The organism is Pantoea endophytica (assembly GCF_002858935.1).
Lineage (GTDB): Bacteria > Pseudomonadota > Gammaproteobacteria > Enterobacterales > Enterobacteriaceae > Pantoea > Pantoea leporis.
This window is the reverse complement of sequence record NZ_PJRT01000010.1, coordinates 75,334-89,702: the sequence shown is the minus strand read 5'-3', so window position 1 is coordinate 89,702 and position 14,369 is coordinate 75,334. Positions and strand designations below refer to the sequence as shown.

Here is a 14,369-nt window from a genome sequence, read left to right as displayed (position 1 = left end):
TTATTCGGGAATTCGTAAAACCTGGCCAGGGTAGATCTTATCAGGATGCGTCAGCATTGGCTTGTTCGCTTCGAAAATCTTGTTGTATTCATTAGGATTTCCGTAGACCTCTTTCGATACCGCACTCAAGGTATCGCCTTTTTTCACGGTATAGAATTTCGCGGGCGTAGCGGCATCGCTGGCGGTGACCTTGTCATCCACCTTTGTGATGCCCGCGACGTTGCCGGCGGCCACCAGAATCTTCTCTTTCAACTCCTGAGAGATGCCATCACCAGTCACAGTAACGGTATCGCCTTTGACATCCACCTTGACCTTATCGCTGTCGGGCAAACCGAGTTTGTTGATGTGATCCTGCAATTTCTTGCTGGCATCGTCGCCGCCGCCACTGACGGCATCCCACAGTTTTTCTCCAGCATCTTTCACGAAATCAAACAGACCCATACATCCTCCAGATTTTTATGATGTTGGCCGCCTTGCTGGCGGCTCTTTAAGCGTAGTGGTTTTTTGCCTGAGGTCATGTAGGTGATGTCTTGCATTTGGCTTAACGTCACAAACGGGGATTCACACATTATGTGCCACACACATACATTTTGTGGCGCGATCGCGCTACACTGTGTGGCCTATTTATCTCGCATCAGGAAGCCTCATGCATTGCCCATTCTGCTCCGCTGTGGACACCAAAGTGATTGATTCTCGTCTGGTTAGTGAAGGATCGTCGGTGCGTCGCCGTCGTCAGTGTCTGGTGTGTCATGAGCGTTTTACCACCTTTGAAGTGGCAGAGTTGGTGATGCCGCGCGTGGTAAAAAGCAACGATGTGCGTGAACCCTTCAATGAAGACAAGCTCAGCAGCGGCATGATTAAGGCGCTGGAAAAACGCCCCGTCAGCGCCGATGCGGTTGAAAGCGCGGTCAATCATATTAAAACTCAGCTGCGTGCCACCGGTGAACGCGAAGTGCCAAGCGCACTGATCGGCAATCTGGTGATGGATGAGCTGAAAAAGCTCGATAAAGTGGCCTACATTCGCTTTGCCTCGGTCTATCGCAGCTTCGAAGATATTCGCGATTTTGGTGAAGAGATCGCCCGTCTACAGGACTAATCCATGACTGACGAACGCTATATGGCGCGCGCGCTGGAACTGGCGCGGCGCGGACGCTTTACCACCACACCTAACCCCAACGTTGGCTGCGTGATTGTGCGCGAGGGCGAGATTGTCGGCGAAGGCTGGCATCAGCGCGCCGGCGAACCGCATGCCGAAGTGCATGCGCTGCGTATGGCGGGCGAACGAGCTGCTGGCGCAACCGCGTATGTCACGCTGGAACCTTGTAGCCACCATGGACGCACGCCGCCGTGCTGCGATGCGCTGATTGCCGCAGGCGTGACGCGCGTGGTCGCCGCGATGCAGGATCCCAATCCGCAGGTGGCAGGACGTGGACTCTACCGTTTACAGCAGGCGGGCATCGACGTCAGTCATGGCCTGATGATGAACGAAGCGGAAGCGCTGAACCGGGGTTTTCTCAAACGTATGCGGACCGGATTCCCGTGGATCCAGCTGAAACTCGGCGCATCCCTTGATGGCCGCACCGCCATGGCGAGTGGCGAAAGTCAGTGGATCACCTCTGCGGCCGCAAGGCGCGATGTGCAACGTTTACGCGCCCAGAGTTCAGCTATTCTTAGCACCAGCGCCACGGTGTTGGCTGACAATCCGTCGCTCACGGTACGCTGGAGGGAATTGAATGAAGAGGTGCGTGCGCAGCTTGATGAAAGCCAGCTGCGTCAGCCGGTGCGCGTGGTGATTGACAGCCAACAGCGCGTCACGCCGCAACACCGACTGATTGACCAGCCAGGCGAAACCTGGCTGATGCGCTGCGAGCCCGATCAACACGAGTGGCCCGCCAGCGTGACCCAGATTGTGGTGCCGCAGCGTGGTGAACAGCTTGATTTGGTCGCGATGATGATGTTGCTCGGCCAGCGCCAGATCAACAGCGTGTGGGTGGAAGCGGGTGCCGGATTAGCGGGTGCTTTGCTGCAAGCGGGCTTGGTGGATGAGCTGATTGTTTACATGGCGCCAAAGCTGTTAGGGAATGCCGCACGCGGCCTGTGCACGCTGCCCGGACTGGAACAGCTGGCCGATGCGCCGGCCCTGAATTTTAGCGATGTGCGCCTGGTTGGCGAGGACCTGCGCCTGACGCTGACGCCGCGCTGAAAGCGCGCGGAAAAGCCTGAGCGCGTCGCCAAAGAGTATGATAGAATCCGCCCCCTTCTGCGGGGCCATAAAACAACCCAAAGGATATGTATGAAAGTTATCGAAGCTCCTGTTGCCACGCCTGATGCAAACATTGCCATCGTAATTGCGCGTTTTAACAACTTCATTAATGACAGCCTGCTGGACGGCGCGATTGACGCACTTAAGCGCATCGGCCAGGTGAAAGCAGATAACATCACCGTTGTCTGGGTTCCAGGTGCATACGAACTGCCGCTGGCAGCACGCGCACTGGCGAAAGCCGGTAAGCACGACGCCATTGTTGCGTTGGGCACTGTCATCCGTGGCGGCACCGCACATTTCGAATATGTGGCCGGTGAAGCCAGCTCGGGCATTGCGCACGTCGCGATGACCAGTGAAATCCCGGTGACCTTCGGCGTGTTGACCACTGAAAATATCGAGCAGGCGATTGAACGCGCCGGCACGAAAGCAGGTAATAAAGGTGCCGAAGCGGCCCTGACTGCACTCGAAATGATCAACGTATTGAAAGCCATCAAAGCCTGATTTTTGTAAGGGGAATTTTGTGAAACCTGCTGCTCGTCGTCGCGCCCGTGAGTGCGCTGTCCAGGCGCTTTACTCCTGGCAGCTGTCTAAGAACGACATTGCCGATGTGGAATACCAGTTTCTGGCGGAACAAGACGTCAAAGACGTCGATATTAGCTATTTCCGCGAATTGCTGGCCGGTGTGGCGACTAACAGCGCGTACCTGGACGGTCTGATGAAGCCTTACCTGTCGCGTCAGCTGGAAGAGCTGGGCCAGGTAGAAAAAGCCATCCTGCGTATTTCGCTGTATGAGCTGAGCAAGCGTTCTGATGTGCCGTATAAAGTGGCCATCAACGAAGGCATCGAGTTGGCAAAAGTGTTTGGTGCTGAAGACAGCCACAAATTCGTCAACGGTGTGCTCGACAAAGCTGCCCCGCAAATTCGACCAAACAAAAAATAGCGTTAAAGGCCGGTTATCCGGCCTTTTTCTCATTGAGACCTGACTTATGTCCTGTGGTGAATTCGAACTGATTGCACGTTACTTTAACCGCGTCACCAGCTCCCGCCGCGATGTGGAGAAAGGAATTGGTGACGACTGCGCGTTACTTAACGTGCCAGAAAAACAGACACTTGCCATCAGCACCGACACGCTGGTTGCAGGCGTCCACTTCTTACGTGATATCCATCCCGCCGATCTCGGCTACAAAGCCGTCGCCGTTAATCTCAGTGATTTAGCCGCCATGGGCGCCGATCCGGCCTGGCTGACGCTGGCATTAACGCTGCCTGAAATCGATGAACCGTGGGTGGCGGCCTTTAGCGACAGCCTGTTTGAGCTGCTGGATTATTACGATATGCAGCTGATTGGTGGCGATACCACGCGCGGACCGCTGAGCATGACGCTCGGCATTCACGGTTTAGTGCCAGTGGGAAGGGCGCTGAAACGTTCGGGCGCGAAGCCAGGCGACTGGATCTTTGTCACCGGCACCTTGGGTGACAGCGCGGCCGGTTTATCGTTGCTGCAGCATCGCCATCGCCTGAACGATCCGGCGGTGCACGAAGCGTTGATCAAACGCCATTTGCGTCCAATGCCGCGCGTGCTGCAAGGCCAGGCGCTGCGCGGTCTGGCAACCTCGGCGATCGATATCTCTGATGGCCTGATTTCCGATCTCGGCCATGTGCTGACCGCCAGCCGCGTTGGCGCTCGCATCAATCTCGACGCGTTACCGCTTTCAGCGGCCCTGCGCGATCACTTCGAGCCTGAACTGGTGCTGAAATGGGCGTTGAGCGGCGGCGAAGATTACGAGCTGTGCTTTACCGTGCCAGAAGTGAACCGTGGCGCGATTGACGTGGCGCTCGGCCATTTTGGTGTGCCTTATACCTGTATTGGGCAGATTGCACCCGAATCGGAAGGGCTGAGTTTGCTGGAGAACGGCAAGCCGCGCAGTGTAGATGTGAAAGGGTTTGATCACTTCGGCGCGAAGTAAATTGCCCTCACCCTAACCCTCTCCCACAAGTGGGAGAGGGGACAATTAGGTAGGGACTGCTCGTTCTGCTCCAACAAGTGAGAGAAGGAACGATTAGGTGGGTACTGCACGTTCTGCTCCCTCGCCCGCTTGCGGGAGAGGGCTGGGGTGAGGGGAATGGTCTACCTTACTCAAACCCTACCACCGGATGCGGTTGATATACCGTTTCCAGCTCGGCAATCTCATTCTCACTTAATTCAACATCCACCGCTTTCACCAGCTCGGCGAACTGTTGCTCGCGCGAAGCGCCAATGATCGGCGCGGTGACCGCCGGTTTATGTAATAGCCACGCCAGCGCCACCTGCGCGCGCGTCACGCCTTTGTCGGCGGCTACGTTAGCCAGACGCTCAGCAATTGCCGCATCGTTCTCTTCGGTGCCGGTATACAGCTTCTCCATCACATTATCCGATACCGAACGTGCGGTGGTTTCGCCCCATGGACGCGTGAGTTTACCGCGCGCCAGCGGGCTCCACGGCAGCACCGCGATCCCTTCGCGCTGACACAGCGGATGCATGTCATTCTCTTCCTCACGCTGAATCAGGTTGTACTGATCCTGCATGCTGACAAAGCGCGCCCAGTTATTTTGCTTTTGCAGTTCCAGCGCCTGAGCAAACTGCGATGCGTGCATTGATGATGCGCCGATGTAACGCGCCTTGCCGGATTTCACCACTTCATGCAGCGCTTCCAGCGTCTCTTCAATCGGCGTGGCGTAATCCCAGCGGTGAATCTGCAGCAGATCGACATATTCCATACCAAGGCGCGTCAGGCTGTCATCAATCGATTGCAGGATATTCTGACGCGACAAGCCTTGTGACAGATTACTCAGCGGGAAATAGACCTTGGTGGCGACCACAACCTGATCGCGGCGGGCAAAATCTTTCAGCGCCCGGCCCACGATCTCTTCACTGCTGCCATCGGAATAGCTGTTAGCGGTATCGAAGAAGTTGATGCCAGCTTCCAGCGCCTGCTTGATCAACGGTCGGCTGCTCTCTTCGGGCAGCGTCCACGCGTGATTGCCGCGCGTGGGATCGCCGTAAGTCATGCAGCCTAAACAGAGACGTGAAACCTGTAAGTCGGTTTGGCCTAGGGGAATGGTTTTCATCTATTAGGGCTCCTGCTCTTATGCTTGAGGGAAATCGTTCCCTAAGCATAGCAGCAGGCTCGCTCACCGGGCGGTGAGCGAGTCGCGCAGATTACTGGGCGAGCCAGTCAGTGATTTGCTGCTGAATACCGGCGGCATCCAGCTGATAATCCTGACGTACTTCTTCCTGCGTGCCTTGTGGGATGAACTCATCCGGCAGGCCGAGGTTGAGCACCGGCACGCGCAGGCGTTTTGCCATCACGTACTCATTGACGCCGCTGCCGGCGCCGCCTTTGATGGCGCCTTCTTCCAGCGTAACCAGCGAATCGTGGCTGGCCGCCAGCTCGGCAATCAGTGCTTCATCGAGTGGCTTCACAAAACGCATATCCACCAGCGTGGCATTCAGCGCTTCCGCAGCGGCAGCGGCTTCTGGCAGCAAAGTACCGAAGTTAAGGATCGCCAGCTTTTCGCCGCGACGCTTCACGATACCTTTGCCCAGCGGCAAGCTAGCCAGCGGTTCCAGCGTTGCGCCGGTGCCGGTACCGCGCGGGTAACGCACCGCACTTGGGCCATCCTGATAGTGATATCCGGTGTAAAGCATCAGACGACATTCGTTTTCATCGCTTGGCGTCATGATCACCATCTCTGGCACGCAGCGTAAGAACGCGATATCAAATGCGCCCTGATGAGTTTGACCATCCGCGCCGACAATGCCGCCGCGATCGATAGCAAACAGCACCGGCAATTTCTGGATGGCGACATCGTGGATCAGCTGATCGTAGGCGCGCTGCAGGAAGGTCGAGTAGATCGCCACAACCGGTTTGTAACCACCAATCGCCATACCCGCCGCGAACGTTACCGCGTGCTGCTCGGCAATCGCCACATCAAAATATTGCTGCGGATAGTCGCGTGAGTAGCTCACCATGCCCGAGCCTTCGCGCATCGCTGGCGTGACCGCCATCAGGCGCGGATCGTCAGCCGCCATTTCGCTCAGCCAGTTGCCGAAAATCTTCGAGTAGCTTGGTAAGCCCGGCACGCTTTTCGGCAGCGCCAGGCTGGCGGGATCGAACTTCGGTACCGCATGCCAGGTAATCGGATCTTCTTCCGCCGGGGCATAACCTTTGCCCTTTTTGGTCATGATGTGCAGGAACTGCGGACCTTTCAGATCGCGCATGTTCTTCAGCGTGCTCACCAGCGTCAGCACGTCGTGACCATCTACCGGGCCGATGTAGTTAAAGCCCAGCTCTTCAAACAGCGTACCCGGCACCACCATGCCTTTCAGGTGCTCTTCTGTGCGCTTCACCAGCTCTTTGATCGGCGGCAAACCGCCCAATACACGCTTGCCGCCTTCGCGCAGGCGTGAATAGGTTTTCCCGGAGAGAATCTGTGCCAGACGATTGTTGAGTGCGCCCACGTTCTCGGAGATCGACATCTCATTGTCGTTGAGGATCACCAGCATATCCGGCTTGATGTCACCGGCGTGGTTCATGGCTTCAAACGCCATGCCGGCGGTGATCGCGCCATCGCCAATAATACAGGCGGTGCGGCGGCCTTTGCCTTCACGTTCGGCGGCAACCGCCATGCCGAGCCCGGCGCTGATCGAGGTGGAGGAGTGACCTACGCTCAGCACGTCGTACTCACTCTCACCGCGCCACGGGAACGGATGCAGGCCATTTTTCTGGCGGATGGTGCCGATGCGATCGCGGCGTCCGGTCAGAATTTTGTGCGGATAGGCCTGATGGCCCACGTCCCACACCAGATGATCAAAGGGGGTGTTATAAACATAATGCAGCGCCACTGTTAGCTCGACGACGCCCAGACCCGATGCAAAGTGGCCGGAAGATCGGCTCACGCTATCCAGCAGATACTGACGCAGTTCGTCACACAGCTCCGGAAGTTTTTCTTTCGGTAATAAACGTAATTCCTGAACCGTGTTGGCTAACGCCAGTGTCGGGTATTTTGCAATATCAAAACTCATCAGAGACTCATTATGAAAGTTATTTATCGCGTTCAATTATGAAGCTTGCCAGCGCTTGTAAGGCGAGTGTGTTGTAAGACTGTGCCGCCAGAATATCGAGCGCGCCGAGCGCCTCTTGATAAAGATCCCAGGCTTTACTGCGGGCATTTTCCAGCCCCATCAATGAAGGATAGGTGCTTTTACCCAATGCCTGATCCGCGCCCTGTGTTTTTCCTAACACGGCGGTATCGCCGACCACATCGAGGATGTCATCCTGCACCTGAAACGCCAGTCCGATGGCATTGGCGTAGGTATCCAGTAGCGGCATCGCGGCGCGGCCACGATCGCCGGCGGCTAATGCGCCAAGACGTACCGCGGCGCGAATTAACGCGCCGGTTTTATGGCGGTGAATCTGTTCCAGCTGCGCCAGATCGATGCTTTTGCCTTCCGCCGCCAAATCCAGTGCCTGACCGCCGCACATGCCTGCCACGCCGCTGGCCTGCGCCAGTTCGGAAATCATCGCAATACGCGCGTCGGCGCTGACGCCGGGCATCGGCTGATCGGCCAGAATCGAAAAGGCCAAAGTTTGCAGAGCATCGCCGGCGAGAATCGCCGTGTCTTCACCATATTTAATATGGCAGGTTGGCTGCCCGCGGCGTAACGCATCGTCGTCCATCGCCGGCAGATCGTCATGAATCAGGGAATAAGCATGGATGCATTCCACGGCCGCAGCCGGCACATCGAGGCTGGCGGCATCGGCCTTTAGCATTTCGCCTGTTGCGTACACCAGAAAGGGACGCAGACGCTTACCGCCTAATAATGCCCCATACTCCATGGCATTCACCAGAGGAGAACTCTGAAAAGGAAGTGGATCTATTAAGCGCGTCAATGCCTGATTAACGCGTTGATGGTAAGCGCTCAGCAGTTTAGCGAAATCCATTACTCATTTTCCGGGGTAAAAGGGGCGAGGGCGGCATCTTTCTCATCGCTAAGCAGAATTTGCACACGCTGCTCTGCCTGCTGCAGGGTTTGCTGACCGGTACGTGCCAATTGTACGCCGCGTTCAAATTCGTTCAGCGCCTGCTCTAACGGCAGCTCGCCACTTTCCAGGCGGCTGACAATCTGTTCCAGCTGCTCTAATGCGCTTTCAAAACTGGCAGGCGCTTCGGCTTTTTTCGGCATAATCAGTGTCGACTCACAGGTTAGGAGATCATCTTGCAATCGGTCATGGTAGCTGACGAGGATTAATTAGCAAAATAATGAATGTGATGAAGGTTGCTTAAAGCAGTCACCCGGCAAAGGTGATATACTTTTGCGCCTCGGATGCGGGGGCTCCTGAATTAACCCGCAATTATATGATTTTAACAGTTAAGTGCCGATGCTTTTAGCACTTATTTGTCCAAACGAACCCCTGTCGCCATGAAGTTTATCGTCAAGCTGTTTCCAGAAATCACCATCAAAAGTCAGTCGGTACGTCTGCGCTTTATCAAAATTCTCTCCAGTAGCATTCGTAATATTCTGCGCACCGTGGATGAAGAGATTAAAGTCGTGCGCCATTGGGACCACATTGAAGTGCGTTCTAAGAATGAGTCGCTGCGCGAGACCCTTGTCACCGAACTGACGCGCATTCCGGGCATTCACCATGTGCTGGCGGTGGAAGATCGCGCCTACACCGATATGCACGACATCTTCGAGCAGACGCTGGTGCTCAACCGCGAGCGTCTGGAAGGCAAAAGCTTCTGCGTGCGCGTCAAGCGTCGCGGCAAGCACAGCTTCAGCTCGCAGGACGTGGAACGCTACGTTGGCGGCGGCCTTAACCAACACATCGCCAGCGCGCGCGTGCAGCTCAATCGTCCGGATGAAACGGTGAATCTGGAGATCGACGACGATCGCCTGTTGCTGATCACCGCACGCTATGAAGGCTTAGGCGGATTCCCGATTGGTACCCAGGAAGATGTTCTGTCACTGATTTCCGGCGGTTTTGATTCTGGCGTGTCGAGCTACATGCTGATGCGTCGCGGCTGCCGCGTGCATTACTGCTTCTTCAACCTTGGCGGTGCGGCACACGAGATTGGCGTGCGCCAGGTTGCACACTACCTGTGGCAGCGCTTTGGTCGCTCACACCGCGTACGTTTCGTAGCGATCAACTTCGAGCCGGTAGTCGGTGAGATTCTGGAGAAAGTGGACGACGGCCAAATGGGCGTGGTGCTGAAGCGTATGATGGTGCGTGCGGCGTCGATGGTAGCAGAACGTTACGGCGTGCAGGCGCTGGTGACCGGCGAAGCGCTGGGCCAGGTTTCCAGCCAGACGCTGACCAACCTGCGTTTGATCGATAACGCCTCCGATACGCTGATCCTGCGTCCGCTGATCTCCCATGACAAAGAGCATATCATTGATGTGGCGCGTAAGATCGGCACCGAAGATTTTGCCCGCACCATGCCAGAATATTGCGGCGTGATTTCGAAAAGCCCAACCGTTAAAGCGGTGAAGGGCAAGATCGAAGCGGAAGAGCAAAACTTCGATTTCGAGATCCTTCATCGCGTGGTGCAGGAAGCCAGCAACGTCGATATCCGTGAAATCGCCGAGCAGACGGAAGAAGAAGTGGTGGAAGTTGAAACCGTTGACTCCTTCATCAGCAACGACGTGGTGCTGGATATCCGTTCGGCCGATGAGCAGGAGGCGAATCCGCTGATCGTTGAAGGCGTTGAAGTGAAGACTCTGGCGTTCTATAAACTCAGCACCCAGTTTGGCGACCTGGACCAGAGTAAAACCTGGCTGCTGTATTGCGATCGCGGTGTGATGAGTCGCTTGCAGGCGCTCTATCTGCATGAGCAGGGCTTCAAAAACGTGAAGGTTTATCGTCCATAAGCGATAAACCGTAGCGGCGCGATGAATCACGCGTATTTCATGCGGCATCAGCGTTGCAGTGAAATGCGCAATTAATTGCGCCGCTACAATCATGTGCAGCTTGTTGTAACAACGTTACCGCTCTTCAAACTCCTGATAATTATAAATCCCTGCTGCTAACACCAGCTGTGAAGCCACTTCACGCGCGGTCTCTTTATTCACCAGCAAATCAATCAGCTTCAACGCAAAATCCATTGCGGTGCCCGGTCCCTGGCTGGTCAGCAGATTAACGCGCGGATCCCACACCACGCGGCGCTCCATCCATTTGCTGTCGGGAATGGTGTCACGCAGGCCGGGAAAACCGGTCATATTGCCGACGGGAAACAGATCGTGCGCGACCAAAACCGTGCCCGGCGCGGCGCAAATCGCCGCCACAATCTTGCTGGAGAGATGGAACTGGCGCACGGTTTCCACCAGTAACGGGCTGTCGCGGAAGGTCTGCGCGCCTTTCAAACCGCCGGGCAGCACAATCGCATCGTAGTCGTTATCTGCCACCTCAACCAAAGGCGCATCCGCCAGCAGCCGCACGCCGCGCGAACAGACGATCTCACGCGTGCCATCGCTCTCCACGCTGGCGGTGGTGACGCTTAAACCGCCGCGTACCAGCAAATCGATAGTAGTGACCGCTTCGGTCTCTTCACTTCCATGTGCCAGGCAAACCAGAACCGATGCGTTCGCGCTCATAGTGGGACTCCTTACGTTTAATCAGATCGTACAAACGGGTGTTTTCCGGCAGTGAAATGCCCTGCGCGCGGGCGCGACGCAACAGGTAGCCGGTGATGTAATCAATTTCGGTCAGACGCTGCGCGCGCACATCCTGCAACATTGATGAGGTATTGGCGGCGGTGCTATCGATCACGTCGTAAATGATGTCGCGCAGATTATCCACCGCCATGTGCTGGCCTTCGCGCTCCATCACCCAGGCGATCTCTTCGCACAGCAGCGCAACCTGTTCCGGCCAGGCGCGCAGCGCACCGTTTTGGCAATCGTGCTCGACGGTCATCGGATTGATCACGCAGTTGATTGCCAGCTTGCGCCAACTGGCGGCGGCGATATTGTCATGCCAGGCCACATCCGGCAGCGCCTGATGCAGAATATCAGCGATATCGCTCAGTGCGGCGCTCTCACGATTAGCAGGGCCGATATGGGTGATGCCGTGCGCAATATGCTTAATCACCGTGCCGTCGCGCATTGCCGCGTGCGTGGTGATGCCGCGCAACAGCGGCTGACGCAAATCTTTCAGCTCTTCCAACGTTCCCATGCCGTTATGCAGCAGCAGAATTGGCGCGTGCGTCGGCAGCACGCTTTGCAGATTTTTCACCGCAGGTGAAACCTGTGGCGCTTTGAGCGTCACCAGTAACAGCTGGCTTTCGGTGAGGAACAGCGGATCATTGGCAATAAAGGTGTGATTGCTCACCTCGCCTTGCGGATCGACTACGTTGGCTGAGCAATAGGGCTGCGGTACACGTAACCAGCCCTGCACCTCATGTCCCTGACGGGCGAGAGCGGCGAGCCAAATTTGACCTAAGGCGCCACACCCCAACACGGTAATTTTCATTTTGCCTCCCGTGGGCGGGTTCCTGTTTTCACGTTACGGGTAAGTATAGCTTTCCGCGTATCGTGTTTTATTAGCGCCACAAGACGCGTATTATGCATGTCACTTTAGTATCAGGAGAAGAAAAGATGCCATCTTTCGATATCGTTTCCGAAGTCGAATTGTCGGAAGTGCGAAATGCCGTGGAGAATGCGAACCGCGAGATCTCAACTCGTTTCGATTTCCGTAACGTGAGTGCAACCATTGAGCTCAACGAAAAGAACGAGACCATCAAACTCAGCAGCGAATCTGATTTCCAGGTCAAGCAGCTGGTGGATATTCTGCGCGAAAAGCTGCTGAAGCGTGGCATTGAAGGCGCGGCGATTGAAGTGCCAGAAGAGATCGTGCACAGCGGTAAAAGCTGGTCTGTGGAAGCTAAGCTGAAGAAAGGTATCGAAAGCGATATCGCGAAAAAGCTGGTGAAGCTGATTAAAGACAGCAAGCTGAAAGTGCAGACGCAGATTCAGGGTGAAGAACTGCGCGTAACCGGTAAGTCACGCGACGACCTGCAAGGTGCGATGGCGCTGGTGCGCGGTGGCAACCTCGGACAGCCTTTCCAGTTCAAAAACTTCCGCGACTAATCGCGTTTGTCGCGCGCCGCACGACGATAAAGCGTGCTGCGCGCGACGCCTAAGGCTTCCGCCGTTTTACTGATATTACCATTGAAGCGCTGCAGCGTTTCGCTGATCAACCGCCTATCATGACTCTGCCGATCGGACTGTGGCTGCACCGTCGCACGCCGATACTCTGCCGGTAAATGGACCTCTGTCACTTCTTCACCTTCATCCGCCAGTGCCAACAGCACGCGTAACAAGCTGCGCAATTGCCGCACGTTACCCGGCCACGGCAGCTGCGCCAGAGCCGTCAACAGCGCAGGTGAGAGCTGAATATCGCGATCCGCGCCGCCCAGCTCCAGCCATAATCGACGGATAAAACCTTCCACATCCGGCCAGGCGCGCAGCGGCGGAATGGTCATCGAGAATTCCTGCAGGCGATAGAGCAAATCTTCGCGGAATTCGCCTTCGGCCACGCGCTGTGCCAAATCGCGGTGCGTGGCGCTGATCACCGCGAAATTCACCGGCCAGCTGCGGCTGGATCCGAGCGGCGCCACCTCTTTCTCCTGCAACACGCGTAGCAAGCGGGTTTGTAGTGCCAGCGGCATATCGCCAATTTCATCAAGGAACAGCACGCCGCCATCCGCTTCACGGATTTTGCCGATGTAACCATTCTTGCTCGCGCCGGTGAACGCGCCGGGTTGATAGCCAAACAGCTCAGATTCAATCAGCGCTTCGGGGATGGCCGCGCAGTTAATGGCAACGAATTTGCCTTCGCGCCAGCGGCTTTGCTGATGCAGTGCGCGGCTGACATACTCTTTGCCGCTGCCGGTTTCGCCGTGAATGCACAGTGAAACGCCGGCATTGAGCAGTCGCACCATCTTCTCGCCATCGCGCCCCAGCGAGAAAGGCAGCTCGCTGGCGGGTTCGCTCGGCGTGGCAAAATGGCTGCGCTGCGGCGCCCGCAGGCGAAAATAGTAGCGCTGCGTGGCGTAATCGAGCGGGGCGGGAATGCTGTTGGCGTGCTGCTGCTGTTGCGGGAACAGTTGTTGAAAGGTCACGCTGCCGAGTTGCCCGACGCTCAGCGCCAGCTCGCGCATCGCCAGCCTGTTGGCGGCGGTCAGGACGTTATCCGAGAACACCAGCAGCAGTTCATCGCTGGTATCGATGCCCTGCGGCTGCAGATGCAGGCTCATCAACCATTGCTGCGGATGCAGGCTCTGCTTCACCCATAGATATTCGATCTGTTTCGCCGCCGCTTTCACCCAGCTAAAGGTCTGCGGATGCGGGAAGTGCGCCGGGCCGGAAATATCCAGCACGCCAGCAATCTGACCGTTGGGCATTTGCAGCGGCATCGCCGCACAGTACAAACCTTGATTGAGCGTCAGGAAGTGCTGATGACCTTGAATCTCGCAGCCATCATCAATCGCCAGCGCGGTGCCAATCGCATTGGTGCCACGCCCGCATTCACTCCATAAATTACCCGGCGCCAGCGCATAACGTTGGGCTTTTTCCAGCGAGGGCATATCGCCAAAGGTATTGAGCACCAAACCGGTGGCATCCGACAAAATCACCACCGATTGCTTCTCGGCCAGCTTCTGCGCCAGCTGTTTGATCACCGGCTGCGCGAATTGCTGCAGCCCGGCATTGCTGGCAAGCACATCGGCCAGTTCACCCTGGCGAACACGCGGAAAATCATCGGCGGTGCGATCGAGACCATACAGCTGGCTACGGAACCAGGAGTCGCTTAATAGCGGATTGGCGTTAACGGCAGACGCGGATGGATGTCCCTGCATTGATGACCTCATGCCCAAGCGAAAGTGTTGCGACATTGTAGCGGGTCGGTTTCTGTACTGTTGCGATACGCAACACAGATGGTGAACTTTTCTGCACAACATAGCCAAGTCATGTTGTGCGGCGGCTCTTAACTTAATGATGATATTGGTTTTTTAATGAAATATCGGCTGATGAAAAAAGCTGGCACGCCCGCTGCAATAGCTCCTCTGACAG

General features: G+C 56.3%; 15 protein-coding genes. 7 read left to right on the top strand and 8 right to left on the bottom strand.

The genetic code is table 11. From position 1 onward, the window contains the following. The gene (gene lysM, locus PZBJ_RS10540) at positions 1 to 441 is read right to left on the bottom strand and encodes a peptidoglycan-binding protein LysM (protein ID WP_101762442.1); all 441 of its coding nucleotides are present in this window, start codon (positions 439 to 441) and stop codon (positions 1 to 3) included. 205 nt (positions 442 to 646) lie between these two features. Between lysM and nrdR the strand changes: the two genes are divergently transcribed. From nrdR to thiL, 5 genes are all read left to right on the top strand, one after another. Continuing rightward, a complete protein-coding gene (gene nrdR / locus PZBJ_RS10535; RefSeq protein WP_008103978.1) occupies positions 647 to 1,096 on the top strand; it encodes a transcriptional regulator NrdR in 450 nt (149 codons plus the stop codon). A gap of 3 nt (positions 1,097 to 1,099) precedes the next feature. Further along, positions 1,100 to 2,203: a bifunctional diaminohydroxyphosphoribosylaminopyrimidine deaminase/5-amino-6-(5-phosphoribosylamino)uracil reductase RibD gene (gene ribD / locus PZBJ_RS10530; RefSeq protein ID WP_101762441.1), complete on the top strand. Its 1,104-nt coding sequence runs from the start codon at positions 1,100 to 1,102 to the stop codon at positions 2,201 to 2,203. Between the two features lie 90 nt (positions 2,204 to 2,293). Next, positions 2,294 to 2,764: a 6,7-dimethyl-8-ribityllumazine synthase gene (gene ribH / locus PZBJ_RS10525; RefSeq protein WP_007887008.1), complete on the top strand. Its 471-nt coding sequence runs from the start codon at positions 2,294 to 2,296 to the stop codon at positions 2,762 to 2,764. Between the two features lie 19 nt (positions 2,765 to 2,783). Beyond that, entirely contained in the window at positions 2,784 to 3,203 is a 420-nt protein-coding gene (gene nusB / locus PZBJ_RS10520; RefSeq protein WP_007887007.1) for a transcription antitermination factor NusB, read from the top strand. A gap of 46 nt (positions 3,204 to 3,249) precedes the next feature. Then, complete coding sequence (gene thiL / locus PZBJ_RS10515; protein WP_101762440.1) at positions 3,250 to 4,227, top strand: thiamine-phosphate kinase; 978 nt, start codon at positions 3,250 to 3,252, stop codon at positions 4,225 to 4,227. A gap of 166 nt (positions 4,228 to 4,393) precedes the next feature. On the opposite strand, the gene PZBJ_RS10510 is transcribed toward thiL, so the two are convergent. The 4 genes from PZBJ_RS10510 to xseB all read right to left on the bottom strand — a co-directional run bounded on the left by PZBJ_RS10510 (position 4,394) and on the right by xseB (position 8,486). Next, on the bottom strand, positions 4,394 to 5,368 hold the full coding sequence (locus PZBJ_RS10510; RefSeq protein ID WP_101762439.1) for an aldo/keto reductase: 975 nt from the start codon (positions 5,366 to 5,368) through the stop codon (positions 4,394 to 4,396). A 91-nt stretch (positions 5,369 to 5,459) separates the two neighbouring features. Next, positions 5,460 to 7,325, bottom strand: a complete 1,866-nt coding sequence (gene dxs, locus PZBJ_RS10505; RefSeq protein ID WP_101762438.1) for a 1-deoxy-D-xylulose-5-phosphate synthase — start codon at positions 7,323 to 7,325, stop codon at positions 5,460 to 5,462. 19 nt (positions 7,326 to 7,344) lie between these two features. Then, positions 7,345 to 8,244, bottom strand: coding sequence for a (2E,6E)-farnesyl diphosphate synthase (gene ispA / locus PZBJ_RS10500; RefSeq protein ID WP_101762437.1), 900 nt, complete (start codon positions 8,242 to 8,244; stop codon positions 7,345 to 7,347). After that, positions 8,244 to 8,486 carry an exodeoxyribonuclease VII small subunit gene (gene xseB, locus PZBJ_RS10495; RefSeq protein ID WP_101762436.1) on the bottom strand — a complete coding sequence of 81 codons (243 nt, stop codon included), beginning with the start codon at positions 8,484 to 8,486 and terminating at the stop codon, positions 8,244 to 8,246. The genes ispA and xseB overlap by 1 nt, the downstream gene beginning before the upstream one ends. Positions 8,487 to 8,723: 237 nt before the next feature. On the opposite strand from xseB, the gene thiI reads away from it, so the two are divergent. Beyond that, positions 8,724 to 10,172 (top strand): tRNA uracil 4-sulfurtransferase ThiI, encoded by a 1,449-nt coding sequence (thiI, locus tag PZBJ_RS10490; protein WP_101762435.1) that lies wholly within the window; start codon positions 8,724 to 8,726, stop codon positions 10,170 to 10,172. A gap of 114 nt (positions 10,173 to 10,286) precedes the next feature. Here the strand turns inward: thiI and yajL are convergent, their stop codons facing one another. Beyond that, entirely contained in the window at positions 10,287 to 10,895 is a 609-nt protein-coding gene (gene yajL / locus PZBJ_RS10485) for a protein deglycase YajL (protein ID WP_101762434.1), read from the bottom strand. Beyond that, positions 10,849 to 11,769 (bottom strand): 2-dehydropantoate 2-reductase, encoded by a 921-nt coding sequence (gene panE, locus PZBJ_RS10480; RefSeq protein ID WP_101762433.1) that lies wholly within the window; start codon positions 11,767 to 11,769, stop codon positions 10,849 to 10,851. Before panE ends, yajL begins: the two co-directional genes overlap by 47 nt. A gap of 125 nt (positions 11,770 to 11,894) precedes the next feature. On the opposite strand from panE, the gene PZBJ_RS10475 reads away from it, so the two are divergent. Beyond that, on the top strand, positions 11,895 to 12,386 hold the full coding sequence (locus tag PZBJ_RS10475) for a YajQ family cyclic di-GMP-binding protein (RefSeq protein WP_101762432.1): 492 nt from the start codon (positions 11,895 to 11,897) through the stop codon (positions 12,384 to 12,386). Here the strand turns inward: PZBJ_RS10475 and PZBJ_RS10470 are convergent. After that, positions 12,383 to 14,155, bottom strand: coding sequence for a sigma-54-dependent Fis family transcriptional regulator (locus tag PZBJ_RS10470; RefSeq protein ID WP_101762431.1), 1,773 nt, complete (start codon positions 14,153 to 14,155; stop codon positions 12,383 to 12,385). The genes PZBJ_RS10475 and PZBJ_RS10470 overlap by 4 nt on opposite strands. Positions 14,156 to 14,369: the final 214 nt, after the last annotated feature.